We start from the raw sequence: 19,447 nt of genomic DNA, 5'->3' as shown, positions 1-19,447 counted from the left end.
GAAAGGGGCAGGCGGGAGTGGCGCGCGTGGCGCCACGACCGTCAGAGAATGCCATGAGCCTGTCACATGCGCGTACGCGGGAGAGCGCCCGCGGGGAAGCGGGCGCAGGGGAAGGGAGGGGAGTGGGTGCGGGCGGTGTGGTCAGGCGAACGCCTCGTCGCGCAGCGCCGCCACCGCCTTGTCGATCCGCCGTTGGCGCGTCTCGGGCTTCTTCGCGCTCTCGATGGCGTGCACGTGCGCCCTCTTGCGGCTGGGCGACAACCGGTCGTAGACCTTGCGGGCGATCGGGTCGGCGTCCAGGGCCCGGACGAAGTCGTCCGGTTCGACCAGGACGCGGGGCTCGGTGTCCAGGACGAGTTCCACCTCGACCTCCTCACCGGTCTCCACCCCGGCGGCCTCCCGGTTGGCCTTGCTGAAGCCGATCAGATGGCGGCCCCGCATGATCGCGAGCCGGCTGTTCCAGGAGTGCCCGTTGACCGTGATGGTCACGGCCGGCCGTTTGCCTCCGTCGAGCTTCTCCACGACCTCTGCGGGAACTTCCAGGCCCCGCATGGGCTCGGGCGGCTCGACGTAGGTTCGGAACTTCATCATCTGCTCCTGTCGACGTGTCTCGGCGCACGGCGCGACGGCCGCCTGTGTGCGTGCGGTGACCGTGCTGGGTCACATCCTGACGGGGGCGGGCGCCGCGGGGGCGGGGATCGGCGCCATCCGTGTGGCGCAGCGTCAGGCGGCCCGCGCAGGAGCGGGGCGCGGGCCGCCGGACGGCCCCGGTCAGTCGAAGGCCGGCTTGCGGTCCCGGGTGCGCTTGAGCTCGAAGAACCCGTCCGTCGCGGTGACCAGCAGCACGCCGTCCCACAGCTTGGCCGCGGCCTCGCCCCGCGGGACGGGCGTGACCACCGGGCCGAAGAACGCGTTGCCGTCCACGGCGATCACCGGGGTGCCCACGTCGTAGCCGACCCGGTCCATGCCGGCGCGGTGCGAGGCGCGCAGCGCCGTGTCGTACTCGGTGGAGTCCATCGCCGCGGCCAGCTCCCCCGCCAGACCGGCCGCCTCCAGCGCGGCCCGCAGGGTGGCCCGGTCCTTGGGCGCCTTGTCGTGGTGGTAGCGGGTGCCCAGTTCGGTGTAGAGCCGGCCCAGCACCTCGGGACCGTACTTCTGCTCGGCGGCCATGCACACCCGCACCGGCCCGAAACCCAGCCCGGCGCGGTACTTGTGCGGCACGTCGCGGCCCTCGTTGAGGACGGCCAGGCTCATCACGTGCCAGCGCACGGTGAGGGGCCGCTGCCCTTCCACCTCGTTGATCCACCGCGAGGCGATCCACGCCCACGGGCACTGCGGGTCGAACCAGAAGTCGACGGTGCTCACGGCGTCCTGGGGCATCGACATGTCAGCCTCCCTGGGCGGGGGTCCGGTGCTGCGGGCGGGGTGCGGGGCGGCTCATGCCGAGGGAGCGGGGGCAGCCGTGCGCAGGCCGCCGAGGATCTCCTCGGCGGCCTTGAGGGCGCTGGCCACGCACTGGCCCACCCCGACCCCGTCGTAGGCGGCGCCGCACACCGCCAGGCCGGGCCGGGAGGCGACGTCCGCGCGGATGCGCGCCACCCGCTCCAGGTGCCCGACGGTGTACTGCGGCACCGCCGCCTCCCACCGGTTCACCCGGGAGGCCAGCGGCGTGCCGGTGATCCCGGTGACCTCGGCGAGTTCGGCGGCGGCGAGCGCGACGAGGTCGGCGTCGTCACGGCCGAGCAGGTCCTCGCCGCCGCTGCCGCCGGCCTGGCAGCGCACGATGTCCACCTCGCCCGCCAGGTGCGGCCACTTCACGGTGGAGAACGTGACCACCTTCAGCGCCCGCCCGTCCACCGCCGGCACCCGGTAGCCGCTGTGCCCCAGGGCGCGCATCGCCGAGAGCGCCCGGCGCGGGAAGGCGAGCGTGATGATCACGGAGCCGGCGCAGGGGATCTCGGCGAGCGCCGCGGCGGCCCGGGCGCCGCCGGCCCCGGCGAGCAGCGGGCCGGCCCGGCCGGCGGGCGTGGCGACGATGACGGCGTCCGCCTCCAGGTGCTCCGGCCCGGCGGCGCCGTCCACGCTCACCCGCCAGCCCTGCTCGCGGCGTTCGAGCGCGCGCACCGTGGTGCGGGTGCGCACCGCCGAGCCGGGCGAGGCGGCGAGCAGGCCGTCGGCCAGGGTCTGGGGCAGGGAGCCGAGCCCGCGGGCCAGGGTGGAGATGCCGGTGGTGGGTGCCTGCCCGGGCGGCGGCGGGGCGGGCAGCAGCGCCCCGGCCGCCTCGGTGAGCGAGGCGCGCCGGCGCGCGGCGGTGACCAGCGGGGTGAGGGTGGCCTCGAAGGACAGCTCGTCGGCGCGGCCGAAGTAGGCGTCGGACAAGAAGGGGTCCACCAGGCGGTCCACGACCTCACGGCCCAGGCGGGCGCCGACGAGGTCCGCCACCGACACATCACCGGCCCGCTCACCGCGCGGCAGGGTCAGGTCCTGGCGTGCCCGGGCCGTCCCCGCCTCGGAGAGGATGCCGGACCGGTCGAGCTCGTCCAGGTCGCAGGGCACCCCCATGAACTGCCGCTCCAGCGGCGGCCGCAGCTGCTTGCCGCTCCACAGCGCCATCGACTTGGTGCCCGCCGCCACCACCTCCTCGGCCAGGCCGGCCGCCTGGAGCAGGCGGGCGGTCTTGGGGCGCCGGGCGTAGGTCGACTCCGCGCCCTCGTCGATGACGACGCCCGCCAGCTCCGAGACGGACAGCTGCCCGCCCAGCCGGGAGCCGGCCTCCAGGACGGTCACCCGCACCGGCTCCTCGCGCAGGAAGAACGCCGCCGCCAGCCCCGCGACGCCGCCCCCGACGACGACCACATGCGGAACCGCGCCCGCCCGAGCCCTTGTGTTGTCCGCCATACGACCTGCTCCTTCGTGGATACGGTGTCGCATCAGTTTTGAAGGGGTGCCGATAGTCTCGGTTGAGCGTGAGTGGACCCGAAATCGGCCTGTTCCAGGGCCAGTTGAGGCCGCCGGAGCGCCGTGATCGGTGGCGGCGCCGCGCCCGATTCATGCTCAACCCGCCGTCGACCGGGCCGCTGGACATTACCGCTTGCACCGACACACCCATGGACCTTGAGGAGAGTGGTGGCATGCGGAAGGTCGTTTCCCAGGACGGCACAACGATCGCCTGTCGCAGCACCGGCGACGGCCCGCCCATCGTGCTGATGAACGGCGCGTTCCGCGATCACACCATCTTCGACGCACTGGTCCCGGAGCTGGCGCCGCACTGCACCACCTACGTCTACGACCGCCGGGGCCGGGGCCAGAGCGGCGACTGTCCCCAGTACGCCGTCGAGCGCGAGATCGAGGACCTCGCGGCGGTCATCGACGACGCCGGGGGACAGGCGGTCGTCTTCGCCGGCTCCACCGGCGCGAACCTGGCCCTCGAAGCGGCCCTGGCCGGCGTGCCGATCACCAAACTCGCGCTGCACGAGCCCTACTTCCGCATCGCCCCGCACCCCAAGCCCCCGGCCGACTGCATGGACACCCTGCGCACACTGCTCGCCCAGGACCGGCGCGGCGCCGCCGCGGAGTACTGGCTGCGCGAACTGCTGGGCCTGAGCCGTGAGGTCATCGCCGACTGGCGCAAAGCCCCCCTGTGGGCGACGAACGAGGCCAACGCCCACACCCTGCTCTACGACACGACCATCCTGGGCGACTTCGAGGTGCCCGCCGAACGCCTGGCCACCCTGCACACCCCGACGCTGGTCCTCAACAGCGACGCGACCGGCGACTGGCTGCGCGACGCGGCCCGGGCCACCGCGACCGTCCTGCCCAACGGCTGGGGGATGCAGCTGCCCGGCTCCTGGCACCGCATCGACACCGACATCCTGGGCCGGGCCCTCGCCGGGTTCGCCACCACCTGAAGCACACATGGCACCTGAAGCACACGGCACCTGAAGCACACACGGCTCCGCCGCCGCGGCCGGCGTCCCTCACCGGCCGCGGCGGCGGCCCGCCCGCCCCCCCTGGCGGCCAGGTCAGGCCACCGGCACCGTCCAGTGCTCGCGCAGCCAGCTCTCCAGGCCGACCAGGCCGGGCCGCAGACGGCGCAGTTCGGCCATGTCGGCGCTGTAGCCCTCCTGGTCGAGCCAGTCGAACATCGCGGCCAGATCCGGGCGGGCCGTGCGCAGCGGCTCGAAGGAGCGCTGCTCGTAGCGGACCGGGACCCCCGCCACCGCCCCGAACGCCTGGGCGATCTGCGGCCCGGTCAGCTCCGCACCGGCGATCTCGACCTGCCGGCCCAGCCACGCGGCCGGGTCACCGAAGGCATCCGCGGCGAACGCCCCGATGTCACTCGTCGCGATCACCTGGACCGGGACCTCGGGGCGCAGCCACAGCCCCAGCACCAGCTCACCCTCCACCAGCCGGGGGCCGAGGTCCAGCAGGACGTCGTAGAACATGGTCGGCCGCAGCACCGTCGCCGGCAGGCCGAGCTTGTGGATGTGCTGCTCGATGTTCCACTTGCTCCGGAAGTGCGGGATGACCTCGCAGCGGTCCGCGCCGCCCACCGAGCTGTACACGAAGTGGGCCACACCCGCCTCGGCAGCCACCTCGGCCACCGCCTTGCCCTGCCGCTCCTCGCCGGCCACCCCGCCGGGCCCCCGGAACGTCTGGACGCTGAACACCCCCCGCACGCCCCGCATCACCGCACTCAGCGACGCCCTGTCCTCCAGGTCTCCTTGCACGAGCACCGCACCCGCCTCGGCGAGCGCGCGCGCCGCGGGCGCCTGCGGGTCACGCACCAGCGCGTGTACGACCCGCCCCCGGCGCAGCAGCTCGCGGGCCGTCGCACCTCCTTGCCGGCCGGTCGCGCCCAGCACCAGGACCGCTCCGTCTACCGCCACCGTATTCCTCCGTTGTCCATTGCCCTGTTGTCTGTCGCGCGATGTCAGGAAGCGGAACCCGCGCGAACACCGGGGTCGAAAATGCGGGAGAACGCGCTCGCGAGCAGGTCCGCCGGATGCTCGCCGGCGCCCATGCTGCGCCAGGCCACGTGGTTGTCGGGGCGCACCAGGACGGCGCCGTCCCCGGCGACCTCCCGCACCCGCTCCCAGCCGCCCTCGACGTCGGTGAACTCGGCGCCCTGGCCGATGCGGACCGCGTGGATCGACAGGGACAGCTTCTGCGCCACCTGCGCGGCCGCCTCCACCCACGCCTCGCCCTGCTCCCCGGTGATCAGTACGAACCCGGCCGGGGAGCCGGCCAGGTCGTGGGTGGACAGGCGCCGGCCGTCCTGCTCGAGCCAGGCGTGCGGCAGCCGGTGCCCGGGCCGGGTGGTGGGCCGGTACACATCGCGCATCGGCACCCGGGCCGGGGGCCGGCTGCCGTCGGGGACGAGCGCGCCCTGCTCGTAGCTGAAGCCGATCTCGAAGTCGTGCGCCTGGCAGCCGGCGCGGTGGGTGTCCAGGATCTCCGCGGTGCGGGCCCGTACCACCTCACCGATGGGGGTGGGCTCGAAGTACGCGGCGAACATCCGCTGCCGGCGCTGGGCGGGGGCGTGCGGGCCAAGGCCCACCGTGTCCAGGACGGCCTGGTGGTGGGAGGCCGCCGAGACCGCCCAGTCGACGTTGAGCCGGCACACGGGTTGCCGCTCGGCCTCGTAGGTGTCCAAGAACGCGTCGTCGGCGCGGCCCTCGAGCACCGCGGCCAGCTTCCACGCGAGGTTGTGGGCGTCCTGGATGCCGGAGTTCAGGCCAAGGCCTACGGTGGGCGGCTGGCGGTGCGCGGAGTCGCCGGCCAGCAGCACCCGCCCCTTGCGGTAGCGCTCGGCGACCAGCGCCTGCACCGTCCAGTTGGTCACGTGGTGCAGATCCAGCTCCAGGTCGGGCAGGCCCAGCAGCTGGCGCACCCGGGCCACCACCGACTCCTCGTCCAGGCGGTCGGCGTCCATCGGCGGGAAGTGCAGGACCCACTCCTCGCAGGCCTTGCCCCAACTGGGCCCCATCTCGATGAGGTTGGAGCACAGATCCGGGTCGTAGGCGTTGAGGAAGTGGGTGAGCAAGGTGCCCTCCTGCCACCACTGCGACAGGTCGGCGGAGAAGTACGCGGTCGTCACGTCCAGCAGGCCGGGCACGCCCTGCATCTCGATGCCCAGGGCGCCGCCCACCGTGCGCCCGCCGTCGGCGCCGATCAGATAGCGGGCGGTGACCGTGGTGCTCTCGCCGGTGGCCCGCTCGCGGACCTCGGCGACCACCCGGTCGCCGTGGTCGGTGAAGGCGACCATCTCGTGGCCGAACAGGACACGCCCGGGGTTACGTTCCTCGGCGGTGCGGCGCAGGATCGGCTCCAGGCGCACCTGCGGCAGCTTGACCGGCATGACGGGGCCGGCCGCCGCGTACCGCTCGCGCAGCGCGCCGCCGCCGAAGGCGTCGATCTCGTGCAGGTGCCGGGCGTCCAGCGGCTTCTCCCCGGCCAGCGAGGTCAGCCAGCGCAGCTTCCCGAACAGCTCCAGCGGCGCTCCCTGTTCCACCATCGGCCCGTCGAGCCCGTGCTGGCGGAAGATCTCCATCGTGCGCTGATTGAGGTAGTGGGCCTTGGGCACGTGCGCGGTGTCCGCGTGCCGTTCGACGAGCAGGTGGTCCACACCGTGGTCGGACAGGAAGTTGGAGGCGGCAAGACCGCATCCGCCACCGCCCACGATAAGAACCGGAACCTCGACTGCTCCCATTTTCGTCCTTCCGGAAGGTGACAGTCTCACGCTCACGGGGACTGCCGAATGTGCCGGGAATGAAAGGCGACACGGAATGTGTCGTGATCGGCTGTGCGTGCTGATGCGGGATGTGCGCGAAGCATGACCAGGGGTTCTCTAGCCCGGGTCGACGACGGGTGGATCCACCGGAGGGGCCCCGCCGGGTGGTTCAGGTGCGCCGGGCCGCGTCGGCCAGGGCCCGGTGCAGGCGGTCGTCCTCGGTCTGGCCGGCCTCCCACTGCACGCCGAGCGCGAAGGGATGGTCCACCGCCTCGACCGCCTCGACGACGCCGTCCGGGGTGCGGGCGGTGGCGGCCAGGCCGGTGCCGATCCGGTCCACGGCCTGGTGGTGGTGGCAGGCGGTCTTGGGGGTGTCCTCGCCGAAGATCCGGGCGATGTGGCTGCCCGAGCGCACCTTGAGGGCGTGCCGGCCGAACTCGAAGCCGGCGCCCTGCGGGCGGTGGGCGTCGCCGCCGGTGACCTCCGGCAGATGCTGGTGCAACGTGCCCGCGCACCGCACATTGAGCAGCTGCATGCCGCGGCAGATCGCCAGCAGCGGCAGCCGCCTGTCCAACGCGGCGCCGATCAGAGCGAGTTCGGCCCGGTCCAAGTCCGTGCTGCCGACGCGGGTGCGGGGGTGCCGCTCCTGCCCGTACAGCGCGGGATCCACGTCCGGGCCGCCCGGGACGAGCAGACCGTGCAGGCCGCCGACGAACTCCTCGGCGCCGGGCCCCGGCGGCAGCACCACGGGCACACAGCCCGCGGCGGCCAGGAAGTCCACATGTGCCTGGAGCGAGAGGCTCACCACCATGCCGGTGCCCTGCAAGGTGACCGGGACCGTCCGTGCGGTGATCCCGACCACCGGCCTCGCCGACCGCGCTGAGGGTGCTGACTTCATGTCCACCTGTCCCTAGTCCTGGGGGTCGGGCGCGTCCTTGGGGCGGGGTGCCACGTAGACGAAGCCGTCCTCGACCTTCACCCGGTAGGTGGCGATCGGCCGGGTCGCCGGCGGGTTGACGGGCTCACCGGTGCGCAGGTCGAAGCACGAGCCGTGCAGCCAGCACTCGATCGTCGTGCCGTAGACCTCCCCCTCGGCGAGGGAGACCTCGGCGTGCGAACACAGGTCGCTGACCGCGTAGACCGTGTCGTTCCTGCGCACCAGCGCCACCGGTGCGTCCTGGACCTCCACCGCGATCGCGCCGTCGGCCGGGATCTTGTCCACCGGGCAAACCTTGATGAAGCTCATCGCTCCCGCTCTCCTCCCGCATCGCGGTCCGGTATCTCCCGGATCTCACGCGCCGGGCCTCACGTTCCGCCCGGACTCTTGAGGATGAGCCGAGCAGAAGACGAGGTTCATCGGAGTCCGCGGACCCCGCCTACCAGGGCACCGGGCCGTCCTCCGACAGGGACGCCCCCGTGGGGCCCGCGGCGTCCAGCAGCGCGAGGCGGACCGCGATCACGGCGCCCTGGGCGGGCGTGCGCTGCCCCCGGTGGCCGTTGATGTCGGTGGCCACCACGCCGGGATGGGCCGCGTTCACCTTGAGCGGGGTGTCCCGCAGCTCCTTGGCGTAGGCGAGGGTCAGCGCGTTCAGCGCGGTCTTGGAGGACTGGTAGGCGACCATGTTGACGTGCGCCATCGGGGAGGCCGGGTCGGCGTTGAGGGCCAGCGACCCCAGGTGGCTGGACATGTTGACGATGCGCCCGGCCGCCGAGCGGCGCAGCAGCGGCAGCATCGCGTTGGTCACCGTGACCACGCCGAAGACATTGGTCTCGTACACCTCCCGCAGATCCTGTGCGCCCGCCTGACTGGGCGCCCCGGTGAACCGCCCGGCGATCCCGGCGTTGTTGACCAGGATGTCCAGGCGGCCGTAGCGCTGCTCGATCAGGGCCGCGGCCCGGGCCACACAGGCCGCGTCACGCACGTCGATGTGCAGCGGCACCGCCGAGATGCCGCGGTCCGCCAGCACGGCGGCGGCCTGTTTGCCGCGCACCTCGTCCCTGGCGCCGACCAGGACGAGGACACCCCGCTCGCCCAACTGCCGTGCGGTCTCCCGCCCGATGCCCTTGTTGGCACCCGTGATCAGCGCGATCTTGTCGAGGGGCATGCCGGTGATCCCTTCCGTCGTAAAGGGTCTGCTGTCATGGCGGGCCTGACGTCGCGGCCCGGGGCCATGGTGAACGCCGCCGGTGTTCAACTGCGGCAACCCACGGTCGAACACCGCTTGCGCACCGCGCCGTTGGCCACCCCCCTTGCAGGACGGACAGCGCGACGGCAGCCTGGTGCACCGGCACTCGCCGCTGCCCGCCCCCCGCTTTGCCGCCGCCCCCGCGCATCTGGCCGGGAGGCGCCGCGCGACGACGGCGCGGGCCCGACTCACAGGAGACGCCCCGATGCCACCCCGGATGAACAACCCCTCGCTGGTCGTCGCCGACGCCCTGCAACCCCTGCTCGACCTGACCAAGGTCATCGGCAAGGTCGGCGTCCCGCAGCGGACGCTCGACCTCATCCGGCTGCGGGTCAGCCAGATCAACGGCCGCATCTACACCATCCCCGACGACCTGGGGCAGGCCGCCGAGGCCGACACCCGCCTGCCCCAGGTCGCCGAGTGGCGCGAGGCGACCTGCTTCACCCCCGCCGAGCGCGCCGCCCTGGCGCTGGCCGAGGACGCCACCGAACTCAGCGGCCGCGACGACGCGGTGCCCGACGAGGTCTGGCGGGAAGCCGCCGAGCACTACACCGAACAGGAACTGGCCTCCCTGGTCATCCACATCGGCCTGGTCAACTGCTGGAACCGCATCAACGTCGCCACCCGGCAGGTGCCCGCGGCCTGGCGCTGAAGAGCCCCGTCCCCCGCAGGCACCGCCCGCCGGGGGGCGAGGCCTGTCACATCTTCGCGCCGCCGGGCGTCATAGCAGTGACGGCCGGCCCCCGACGCACCCCGCCGACCACCCAGCCGCAGGGAAGGAACCGCACCGTGTTGAAGCTCATCAACGCCGGTCTCGGCAGGACCGGGACCACCTCACTCCAGGTGGCGCTGGAACAGCTCGGATACGGCCCCTGCTACCACATGTTCGACATCGTCGGCGACGAGAAGCGCCTGGAGCAGTGGGAACGCATCATCTGCGAGGGACAGCAGCCCGACTGGGAGACGGTGTTCGAGGGGTACACCTCCGCGGTGGACGGCCCGCCCTCCTTCTACTACGACCAGATCATCAAGGCGTTCCCCGACGCCAAGGTCGTCCTGACGGTGCGCGACGCCGACGGCTGGTACGAGAGCACGTACAACACGCTGTACCAGTTCGTCCTGAAGAACAAGGAGACCCCTCCCGAGCAGGGCACCCGCCAGGCCCGGGTCTTCCGCATGACCAACGTCATGACCTGGGAGGGGCTGTTCCAGGGCCGCTTCTCCGACAAGGACCACGCCATCGAGGTCTACCACCGCCGCAACCAGGAGATCATCGACGCCGTCCCCGCCGACAACCTCCTGGTCTACGACGTCACCCAGGGCTGGGAGCCGCTCTGCGCCTTCCTGGGCGAACAGGCCCCGGCCACCGCCTTCCCGCACGCCAACACCACCGCCAACATGCGCGAGCGGATGCAGCAGATGGCCGCCGGCGGCCCGCCCGCACCCGGGGGTGCCGGCCGCACGGCGCCCGCATCCGACGCAGCGCGCTAACAGCACCCACCCTCTTTTCCCCTTTCCCGCGCTTTCCCGCACTTTCCCCGCACTTTCCCCGCGGAGAGTCGAATTTCCGGCTGCTCCGCGGGGTTTTTCGCGTTTACGGAACCGGCCCCGCCGTACCGGACCGATACCGCCGTTCCAGCCCCGCTCGACCGGTGGTCATTGTTCAACCGTAGTTGTTTTCACGCCACTTCCCGCAGCGGCTAGTCTCACGCCGCCCCCTGGACTTTGCCCGTGAAAACCGGCTCCGCCCGCCTGCCCGCCCGAATACCGGCCCGGCGGCGGACCAGCCCTCAAGAAGGGGATTACGTGAGGAAGTTACTGGCAATTACGGCGGCGGCCGCCACCGCCCTGGCGGGAACGGCCGCCGCGGCACCGGCCAAGGCCCCGGCCGACCGGCCGGCGGCCGGCGTCGCCTGGTCGCCCTGCCCGGACAGCGACCCCGTCGTCGGGGGCCTGCTCAAAGGGCTGGAGTGCGGCTCGCTCACCGTCCCGCTCGACCACGACCGGCCCGAGGGCCGCACCATCCAACTGGCCCTCACCCGCGCCGAGCACACCGCACCCCAGGAGCAGTACCAGGGCATCGTGCTGCTCAACCGCGGCCAGTGGCCCGGCCAGTTCGGACGCGACCTGCCCACCCGGTTCGCCAAGGGCACCTCCGGCCTGTCCCCGGCCGTCGGCGCCACCTACGACTGGATCGGCTTCGACCCGCGCGGCACCGGCGCCAGCGAACCGCAGATCACCTGCGAGCCGGGCTACGTCTGGCCCGGCACCGCCCGCCCCGACCTGGTCCCCGCCACCGCGGCCGCGGAAGAGGCCTGGCGCACCAGGGCCCGCGACTTCGCCGACAGCTGCGGCCGCGCCCACGGCGACACCCTCAACCACCTCGGCACCAAGGACGCCGCCCGCGACCTGGACCTCATCCGCCGGGCCCTGGGCCAGGAGCAACTCACCTACTTCGGCTGGGACTACGGCACCTACCTCGGCTCGGTGTACGCCTCCATGTACCCCCACCGGGTGCGCCGCATGGTCCTCGACACCGTGATGCTCCCCGAAAAGGGCTGGTACAAGGACGTCCTGGAACAGAACGCGACCTTCGAGAAGAGCGCCGAGAACTACTTCTCCTGGATCGCCCGGCACGATGCGACCTACCGCCTGGGCACCACCGCGGCCGCGGTCGAGGCGAAGTACTACGACGGCATGGACCTGCTCCGCAAGGCGCCCGTCGAGGGCCGGATCGGCCCGGCCGAGTACACCGAGATGTTCCTGGTCACCCTCTACCGCCGCTCCGCCTGGAATGGCCACACCAAGGCCCTGGCCGACTGGGTGCTGCGCAAGGACCCCGCAGGACTCAAGGCCAACTTCAACGAACCGGGCTACCCCACGCAGAACAAGCAGGCCATGTACAACGCGGTCCAGTGCACCGACTCGCCCTGGCCGCGCGACTGGCAGCGCTGGCACACCGACTTCACCCGCCAATACCGCGCCGGCAACACCTTCCTGACCTGGTACAACGCCTGGTATAACGCGCCGTGCGCCTCCTGGCCCGCGCCCGCCGACCCCCCGCGCGAGGTCGGCGCCAAGGATGTCGACGCCCTGGTGGTGCAGGGCGAGCACGTCGCCGGCTCCCCGCTGTCGGGCGCCCGCACCCTGCACCGGCGCTTCCCCGACTCCCGGCTGCTGGTGGAGCAGGACGGCTACGAACACGAGACGTCCCTGTCCCGCAACGCCAACCCCTGCGTCAACGACGTGGTCGGCGCCTACCTCAAGGACGGCAGCCGCCCGGCCGCCGCCAAGGGCGCCGACGCCACCTGCCAAGCGGTCCCGCAGCCGGTGCCCACGCCCTGACCCGCACCTTCACCCCCCCCGCCCGTCCGCCCGCCCGTCTGCCAGCGCGTTCAACCGCGTGAAAATCACGGTTGAACGCCCAATCCATCGGCCCCGCTTATGAATTCACCACCGTCATTGCAGCCGAACATGGTGATGTGTAGTTTGACATCGACGATTCCTCAGCCGCCCCGCGTGGAAGGTCAACAATGGAAACTGGCGTAATAATTGTCGGTGCCGGTCCTGTCGGATTGCTGCTGGCCGGCGAACTCCACTTGGGCGGAGTGAATGTCACCGTCTTCGACAAGCTCCCCGCCCCTGCCGGAGAATCCCGCGCGCTCGGCTTCAACCGGCGGGCGGCGGAATCACTGGACCAGCGCGGACTGCTGCCCGGACTCGGTGAATTCCGGTGGGGCCCGATGGGGCACTTCGGCGGCGTCCGCTTCGACCTCGGCATGCTGGACGAGGACCACAGCGGCGTCCTGGGGCTCTCCCAGGCCCGCACCGAAACCATGCTGAGCGCCCGGCTGGCCGACCTCGGCGTACCGGTGCACCGCGGGCATGAGGTGACCGCCCTGCGCGAGCGGGAAGACGGCGTCGAGGTGACCTTCACCGGACCCAAGGGCGTCGGCCGGGCGCGCGCCCGGTACGTGGTCGGCTGCGACGGCCCGCACAGCACCGTCCGCACGGCGGCCGGCATCCCCGCCCGGCAGTGGCAGCCCACCCGCGGCATGTACACCGCGGAGATCACCGGGGTGACGCTGCGCCCGCGGCCCATCGGCGAACGCCTGCCCGGCGGCCACATGGTGGTGTGCACCCCGCTGGGCGAGGGCCGCTACCGCATCGTCGTCCACGACAAGGACCTCTCCCCGCACCAGGACCCCGACACCCTGACGTTCGAGCAGATCGCCGACGCCTGGCAGCGCCTCACCGGCGAAACCATCCACCACGCCCAGGCACAGTGGATGTGGTCCTGCAACAACGCCGCCGCCCTGGCCGACGCCTACCGGAGCGGCCGGGTGCTCCTGGCGGGCGACGCCGCGCACGCCATGCCGCCGCTGGCCGCCTGGGGACTGAGCGCCGGACTACAGGACGCGGTCAACCTCGGCTGGAAACTGGCCGCCGTGCTGGCGGGCCGGGCCACCGAAGCCCTGCTGGACACCTACCACGACGAACGCCACCCGGTGGGCCGGAAACTGATCCGCAACGCCCAGGCGGCCTCCCTGCTCTACCTCGGCGACGCCGACATGGACCCGCTGCGCGCCGTCCTTGGCGAGCTGATGACCCACAAGGCCGCGGCCGCCCACCTGGCCGGCATCGTCAGCGGCCTGGACATCGGCTACGACATGGGCCCGGGGGAGCACCCCCTGCTGGGCCGGCGCATGCCGCCCCACCACCAACTGACCCTACCCGGCGGCACGTTGATGCGTGTCGCCGAGCTGCTGCACACCGCCCGCGGCGTCCTGATCTGCACCGCGGATGCGGACGGCGCGGGCAAGGCCGCCGAGCTCGCCGAGGACTGGGCCGACCGTGTCGACATCGTCACCGCCACCTGGACCCGCGGTCCCCAGCCGGCACCCGAGGCGGTCCTGATCCGGCCCGACGGCTACGTCGCCTGGACCGCGCCGGGCAGCGACAGCGACCTGAGCGACGCCCTCACCCACTGGTTCGGCACCCCCAGCGCCACCCACCCCACAGGAGCGTCAGCATGACCAGGGACGTGATAGTCGTCGGCGCGGGCCCGGTCGGGCTGATGATGGCCGGCGAACTGCGCCTGGGCGGCGCCGACGTCGTCGTCTACGAAAAGCTGCCCGCCCCCGCGCGCGAGTCCCGCGGCGCCAGCCTCACCCGGCGCGCCGTCGAAAGCTTCGACCAGCGCGGACTGCTGCCCAGACTCGGCGCGACCGAACCCGCCGACAGCCACTTCGGCGGCGTCCCCATCGACCTGGACATCCTGGAGGAGGACCACAGCGGCGCCCGGGGCGTCTCGCAGTTCCGCACCGAACGGATGCTGGAGGAGTGGGTGGGCGAACTCGGGGTGCCGGTGCGCCGCGGCCACGAGGTCACCGCCCTGCGCGAGCGGCCCGGCGGCGTCGACGTGACCTTCGAGGGACCCAAGGGCCCCGGGACGGACCGCGCCCGCTACCTCATCGGCTGCGACGGCGGACGCAGCACCGTCCGCAAACTGACCGGCATCGACTTCTCCGGCCCCGAACCCACCCGCGGCTTCTACACGGCCGACGTGACCGGCATCCACACCCGCCGCCGCCGCATCGGCGAGAACCTCCCCGACGGCAGCATGATCATGGCGATGGACCTGGAGGACGGCGTCACCCGGATCGTCGCCTACGAGCGGGGCATGCGCCCCAAGGACCGCGACGCACTGTCGTACACCGAACTCGCCGACGCCTGGCAGCGCCTGACCGGCGAGTCCATCCACCACGGGCAGTGCCGCTGGATCAGCTGCTTCACCGACGCCTCCCGGGTGGCCGCCCACTACCGGCGCGGCCGCGTCTTCCTGGCGGGCGACGCCACCCACGTCCAGCCGCCGGCGATGGCACAAGGCCTGAGCGTGGGCGTGCAGGACGCGGTCAACCTCGGCTGGAAACTGGCCGCCGTGCTGGACGGCAGGGCCCCCGAAACCCTCCTGGACACCTACCACGACGAACGCCACCCGATCGGCCGGCAACTGGCACGCAACGCCCGCGCCGCCATCGAACTGCGCCTCACCGGCCAGGAGATGGCCCCGCTGCGCACCGTGCTGGGCGAGCTGATGACCCACAAGGACGCGGCCGCCCACCTGGCCGGCGTCCTCAGCGGCCTGGGCATCCGCTACGACATGGGCCCCGGGGAACACCCGTTGCTGGGCCGGCGCATGCCGCCCCACCACCAACTGGCCCTACCCGGCGGCACGTTGAGGCGTGTCGCCGAGCTGCTGCACACCGCCCGCGGCGTCCTGATCTGCACGGCGGACACGGGAGATGGCGGCAAGGCCGCGCAGCTCGCCGAGGACTGGGCCGACCGTGTCGACATCGTCACCGCCACCTGGACCCGCGGCCCCCGCCCGGCACCCGAGGCGGTCCTGATCCGGCCCGACGGCTACGTCGCCTGGACCGCGCCGGGCAGCGACAGCGACCTGAGCGACGCCCTCACCCACTGGTTCGGCACCCCCCGCACCACCGCCGTGACCGCCCCGCCCGCCTGACCCCTGCACGCCGCGCGGACGACACCCCCCGACCCCCAGGAGATGCCCGTGACGACCGGAGTTACCGTCTGGCTCACCGGACTGCCGAGCGCCGGCAAGACCACCATCGCCTACGAGCTCGCCGAGTGGCTGCGCGCCGACGGCCACCGCGTGGAGGTCCTGGACGGCGACGAGATCCGCGAGGCGCTCTCGGCCGGCCTCGGATTCTCCCGCACCGACCGCGACACCAACGTGCAGCGCATCGGCTTCGTCGCCGAACTCCTGGCCCGCAACGGCATCCTGGCGCTGGTCCCGGTGATCGCCCCGTACACCGACAGCCGCGAAGCGGTCCGCAAGCGCCACGACGCCAACCACACCCCCTACCTCGAAGTGCACGTCGCCACCCCCCTTCAGGTGTGCAGCGCACGCGATGTGAAGGGCCTGTACGCCAAACAGGCCGCCGGCGAGCTGACCGGGCTGACCGGCGTGGACGACCCCTACCAGGAGCCCACGGCGCCGGACCTGCGCATCCAGGCACACCAGCAGACCGTGCGCGAGTCCGCCGCCGCGGTGTACGCCGTGCTCACCGAAAGGGGACTGTTATGACGCCGACCGTCGACCCGGTCAGGGCCGGCGAGGAGGACGGGGCGAGCCCCTGCGCCCTCTCGCACCCCGACGCGCTGGAGTCGGAGGCGGTCCACATCCTGCGCGAGGTGGCGGGCGAGTTCGAGAACCCGGTGGTGCTCTTCTCCGGCGGCAAGGACTCCATCGTCATGCTGCACCTGGCGCTGAAGGCGTTCACGCCCGCGCCGGTGCCCTTCGCGCTGCTGCACGTGGACACCGGGCACAACTTCCCCGAGGTCATCGAGTACCGCGACCGGGTGGTCGCCGAGCACGGGCTGCGCCTGCACGTCGCCTCGGTGCAGGACTACATCGACCGCGGCGTGCTCAAGGAACGCCCCGACGGCACCCGCAACCCGCTCCAGACCCGGCCGCTGACCGACACCATCCAACAGCAGGGCTTCGACGCCGTGTTCGGCGGCGGGCGCCGCGACGAGGAAAAAGCCCGCGCCAAGGAGCGCGTGTTCTCCCTGCGCGACGAATTCTCCCAGTGGGACCCGCGCCGCCAGCGCCCCGAGCTGTGGAACCTGTACAACGGCCGGCACCTGCCGCGCGAACACGTCCGCGTCTTCCCGCTCTCCAACTGGACCGAGCTGGACGTGTGGCTGTACATCGCCCGGGAACACATCGACCTGCCCGCCATCTACTTCGCCCACGAACGCGAGGTGTTCCGGCGCAACCACATGTGGCTGACCGCCGGCGAGTGGGGCGGCCCCGAGCAGGGCGAGCGGGTCGAGCGGCGGCGGGTGCGCTACCGCACGGTCGGCGACATGTCCTGCACCGGCGCGGTGGACTCCGACGCCGACACCATCGACAAGGTCATCACGGAGATCGCCGCGTCCCGGCTGACCGAACGCGGCGCGACCCGGGCCGACGACAAGCTCTCCGAGGCCGCGATGGAAGACCGCAAGCGCGAGGGGTACTTCTGAGATGAGTGTTCTGACCGACACCACCGTCGACACACTGCGCTTCGCCACCGCCGGCTCCGTGGACGACGGCAAGTCCACCCTGGTGGGCCGCCTCCTGCACGACTCCAAGTCGGTCCTGGCCGACCAGCTGGAAGCCGTCGCCCACGCCTCCCGCAACCGCGGCCAGGCCACCCCCGACCTGGCGCTGCTCACCGACGGCCTGCGCGCCGAGCGCGAGCAGGGCATCACCATCGACGTCGCCTACCGCTACTTCGCCACCCCGCGGCGCCGCTTCATCCTCGCCGACACCCCCGGCCACGTGCAGTACACCCGCAACATGGTCACCGGCGCCTCCACCGCCGAGCTGACGGTGATCCTGGTCGACGCCCGCAACGGCGTCGTCGAGCAGACCCGCCGCCACACCGCCATCGCCGCCCTGCTGCGCGTCCCGCACGTCGTGCTCGCCGTCAACAAGATGGACCTCGTCGGCCACCGGGAGTCCGTCTTCACCGCGATCGCCGAGGAATACACCGCCTACGTCAAGGAGTTGGGCGGCCCCGAGGTCACCGTGATCCCCATCTCCGCGCTGGCCGGCGACAACGTCGTGGACACCTCCGCGCACATGGACTGGTACGACGGCCCCACCGTCCTGGAACACCTGGAGACCGTGCCGGTCGGCCACCACCCGGCGCACTGCTCGGCCCGGCTGCCCGTGCAGTACGTGATCCGCCCGCAGACCCCCGAGCACCCCGACTACCGCGGCTACGCCGGAAGGATCGCCGAGGGCGCCTTCCACGTCGGGCAGCAGGTGCGCGTGCTGCCCTCGGGCCGCACCTCCACCATCGCCGCCATCGAACGCCTGGGCCGGCCCGCCAGGGCGGCCCGGGCGTTGGAGTCGGTGACCGTGCTGCTCACCGACGACCTCGACGTCTCGCGCGGCGACCTCATCGTGCCGGCCACCGACGCCCCGGCCACCACCCGGGAGGTGACGGCGACCGTGTGCCACGTCGCCGACCAGCCGCTGCGCGTGGGCCACCGGGTGCTCCTCAAGCACGGCACCCGCACCGTCAAGGCCATCGTCCAGGACATCCCCTCCCGGCTCACCCTGGACGACCTGTCCCTGGAGCCGCACCCCGGACAGCTCGCCGCCAACGACATCGGCCGGGTCGCGCTGCGCACCGCCGAACCGCTGCCCATCGACTCCTACGCCGACTCCCGGCGCACCGGCTCGTTCATCCTGATCGACCCCGGCGACGGCACCACCCTCACCGCGGGCATGGCCGGCGCGTCGTTCGCCTCCCCGGACACGGCCGCCGACGCCACCGTCCGGGACGACGGATGGGACTTCTGACCATGCCCGCCACCGGAGCGCCCGCCCGCCGCCGCGTGCCGCGCCGCGCCGCCCTCCTTCTGGCCGCCGTGTTCCTGCTGGCCCCCACCGCCTGCGGCTACGGCTCTCAGGCCAAGGACGACGAGGGCGCCGCGAAGATCGCCGCAGGCGCGCAGCGGATCGAGAACCTGGACTCCGTACGCATCGGCTACTTCGCCAACCTGACCCACGGCACCGCACTGGTGGGCAACCGCAAGGGCTTCTTCCAAAAGGCGCTGGGCGCCACGAAGGCGACGTACGCGACGTTCAACGCCGGGCCCTCCGCGATCGAGGCGATCAACTCCGGGTCGCTCGACATCGGCTGGATCGGCCCGTCCCCGGCCGTCAACGGATTCGCCAAGTCGGGCGGCAAGAACCTGCGCATCATCGGCGGTTCGGCCTCCGGCGGCGTCAAGCTGGTCGTCGACCCCGAGAAGATCACCTCCCTGAGCGACGTCAAGGGCAAGAAGATCGCCACCCCGCAGCTCGGCAACACCCAGGACGTGGCCTTCCTCAACTGGGCGGCCGGGCAGGGCTGGCACGTCGACGCGCACAGCGGCAAGGGCGAGGTGACCGTGGTGCGCAGCGACAACAAGGTCACCCCGGACGCCTACGAGGCCGGCTCCATCGACGGCGCCTGGGTGCCCGAGCCGACCGCCTCCCGCCTCGTCGCCCAGGGCGGCAAGGTCCTGCTGGAGGAGAAGACGCTGTGGCCCGGCGGCACGTTCGTCACCACGAACATCATCGTGTCGCAGAAGTTCCTCGCCCGGCACCCCCGAGTCGTCGAGGCGGTGCTCAAGGCGGCGGTGGACACCAACAAGTGGATCAAAGCCCACCCCGCAGCGGCCAAGGCGGCCGCCAACCAGCAGCTGGCCGCCGACGCCGGCAAGGCCCTGCCCCGCGGTGTCCTGGACGCGGCCTGGCGCTCCATCGACTTCACCGACGACCCGCTGGCCGCCACCCTGCGCACCCAGGCCGGGCACGCCGTCGAGGCCGGCCTGCTCAAGGAGCCCGACCTGACCGGCATCTACGACCTCACCCTGCTCAACAAGATCCTCGCGGCCGCCGGACGGCCCCCGGCCGACGACGCCGGACTCGGCGCCGGACGGCCCTGACGCCTTC

18 protein-coding genes are annotated in these 19,447 nt (G+C 72.4%); 10 read left to right on the top strand and 8 right to left on the bottom strand.

From position 1 onward, the window contains the following. Positions 1–141 precede the first annotated feature (141 nt). The 3 genes from ACZ4Z4_RS26845 to hemG form a co-directional block, all read right to left on the bottom strand. Positions 142–591, bottom strand: coding sequence for a YdeI/OmpD-associated family protein (locus tag ACZ4Z4_RS26845; protein ID WP_468332370.1), 450 nt, complete (start codon positions 589–591; stop codon positions 142–144). Positions 592–771: 180 nt separating this feature from the next. Then, on the bottom strand, positions 772–1,380 hold the full coding sequence (locus tag ACZ4Z4_RS26840) for a mycothiol-dependent nitroreductase Rv2466c family protein (RefSeq protein WP_468332552.1): 609 nt from the start codon (positions 1,378–1,380) through the stop codon (positions 772–774). A gap of 57 nt (positions 1,381–1,437) precedes the next feature. Next, positions 1,438–2,898: a protoporphyrinogen oxidase gene (gene hemG / locus ACZ4Z4_RS26835; RefSeq protein WP_468332367.1), complete on the bottom strand. Its 1,461-nt coding sequence runs from the start codon at positions 2,896–2,898 to the stop codon at positions 1,438–1,440. A 233-nt stretch (positions 2,899–3,131) separates the two neighbouring features. On the opposite strand from hemG, the gene ACZ4Z4_RS26830 reads away from it, so the two are divergent. Then, entirely contained in the window at positions 3,132–3,908 is a 777-nt protein-coding gene (locus tag ACZ4Z4_RS26830; RefSeq protein ID WP_468332364.1) for an alpha/beta fold hydrolase, read from the top strand. Positions 3,909–4,022: 114 nt separating this feature from the next. Here ACZ4Z4_RS26830 and ACZ4Z4_RS26825 read toward each other — a convergent pair whose 3' ends face one another. The 5 genes from ACZ4Z4_RS26825 to ACZ4Z4_RS26805 all read right to left on the bottom strand — a co-directional run bounded on the left by ACZ4Z4_RS26825 (position 4,023) and on the right by ACZ4Z4_RS26805 (position 8,838). After that, positions 4,023–4,889: an NmrA/HSCARG family protein gene (locus tag ACZ4Z4_RS26825; protein ID WP_468332361.1), complete on the bottom strand. Its 867-nt coding sequence runs from the start codon at positions 4,887–4,889 to the stop codon at positions 4,023–4,025. 44 nt (positions 4,890–4,933) lie between these two features. Continuing rightward, positions 4,934–6,712 carry an FAD-dependent monooxygenase gene (locus ACZ4Z4_RS26820; protein ID WP_468332358.1) on the bottom strand — a complete coding sequence of 593 codons (1,779 nt, stop codon included), beginning with the start codon at positions 6,710–6,712 and terminating at the stop codon, positions 4,934–4,936. Positions 6,713–6,902: 190 nt separating this feature from the next. Then, on the bottom strand, positions 6,903–7,631 hold the full coding sequence (locus ACZ4Z4_RS26815) for a gamma-glutamyl-gamma-aminobutyrate hydrolase family protein (protein WP_468332355.1): 729 nt from the start codon (positions 7,629–7,631) through the stop codon (positions 6,903–6,905). Positions 7,632–7,643: 12 nt separating this feature from the next. Further along, positions 7,644–7,979, bottom strand: coding sequence for a Rieske (2Fe-2S) protein (locus ACZ4Z4_RS26810; RefSeq protein ID WP_468332352.1), 336 nt, complete (start codon positions 7,977–7,979; stop codon positions 7,644–7,646). Positions 7,980–8,109: 130 nt separating this feature from the next. After that, positions 8,110–8,838 carry an SDR family oxidoreductase gene (locus ACZ4Z4_RS26805; RefSeq protein ID WP_468332349.1) on the bottom strand — a complete coding sequence of 243 codons (729 nt, stop codon included), beginning with the start codon at positions 8,836–8,838 and terminating at the stop codon, positions 8,110–8,112. A 286-nt stretch (positions 8,839–9,124) separates the two neighbouring features. On the opposite strand from ACZ4Z4_RS26805, the gene ACZ4Z4_RS26800 reads away from it, so the two are divergent. The 9 genes from ACZ4Z4_RS26800 to ACZ4Z4_RS26760 all read left to right on the top strand — a co-directional run bounded on the left by ACZ4Z4_RS26800 (position 9,125) and on the right by ACZ4Z4_RS26760 (position 19,440). Continuing rightward, on the top strand, positions 9,125–9,571 hold the full coding sequence (locus tag ACZ4Z4_RS26800; RefSeq protein ID WP_468332346.1) for a carboxymuconolactone decarboxylase family protein: 447 nt from the start codon (positions 9,125–9,127) through the stop codon (positions 9,569–9,571). 137 nt (positions 9,572–9,708) lie between these two features. Then, on the top strand, positions 9,709–10,410 hold the full coding sequence (locus ACZ4Z4_RS26795) for a sulfotransferase family protein (RefSeq protein WP_468332343.1): 702 nt from the start codon (positions 9,709–9,711) through the stop codon (positions 10,408–10,410). Between the two features lie 315 nt (positions 10,411–10,725). Then, positions 10,726–12,264 (top strand): alpha/beta hydrolase, encoded by a 1,539-nt coding sequence (locus ACZ4Z4_RS26790; protein ID WP_468332341.1) that lies wholly within the window; start codon positions 10,726–10,728, stop codon positions 12,262–12,264. A gap of 188 nt (positions 12,265–12,452) precedes the next feature. Beyond that, positions 12,453–13,955 carry an FAD-dependent monooxygenase gene (locus tag ACZ4Z4_RS26785; RefSeq protein WP_468332339.1) on the top strand — a complete coding sequence of 501 codons (1,503 nt, stop codon included), beginning with the start codon at positions 12,453–12,455 and terminating at the stop codon, positions 13,953–13,955. Continuing rightward, complete coding sequence (locus ACZ4Z4_RS26780) at positions 13,952–15,448, top strand: FAD-dependent monooxygenase (RefSeq protein WP_468332337.1); 1,497 nt, start codon at positions 13,952–13,954, stop codon at positions 15,446–15,448. The genes ACZ4Z4_RS26785 and ACZ4Z4_RS26780 overlap by 4 nt, the downstream gene beginning before the upstream one ends. Positions 15,449–15,490: 42 nt before the next feature. Then, the gene (gene cysC, locus ACZ4Z4_RS26775; RefSeq protein ID WP_468332335.1) at positions 15,491–16,033 is read left to right on the top strand and encodes an adenylyl-sulfate kinase; all 543 of its coding nucleotides are present in this window, start codon (positions 15,491–15,493) and stop codon (positions 16,031–16,033) included. Further along, positions 16,030–16,977 (top strand): sulfate adenylyltransferase subunit CysD, encoded by a 948-nt coding sequence (cysD, locus tag ACZ4Z4_RS26770; protein WP_468332332.1) that lies wholly within the window; start codon positions 16,030–16,032, stop codon positions 16,975–16,977. The genes cysC and cysD overlap by 4 nt, the downstream gene beginning before the upstream one ends. A gap of 1 nt (position 16,978) precedes the next feature. After that, complete coding sequence (locus tag ACZ4Z4_RS26765; RefSeq protein ID WP_468332329.1) at positions 16,979–18,307, top strand: sulfate adenylyltransferase subunit 1; 1,329 nt, start codon at positions 16,979–16,981, stop codon at positions 18,305–18,307. A 2-nt stretch (positions 18,308–18,309) separates the two neighbouring features. Further along, entirely contained in the window at positions 18,310–19,440 is a 1,131-nt protein-coding gene (locus tag ACZ4Z4_RS26760) for an ABC transporter substrate-binding protein (protein WP_468332549.1), read from the top strand. Positions 19,441–19,447 lie beyond the last annotated feature (7 nt).

This window comes from Streptomyces sp. NPDC030245, assembly GCF_055572995.1.
This window is presented reverse-complemented; position numbering and strand designations above follow the sequence as displayed.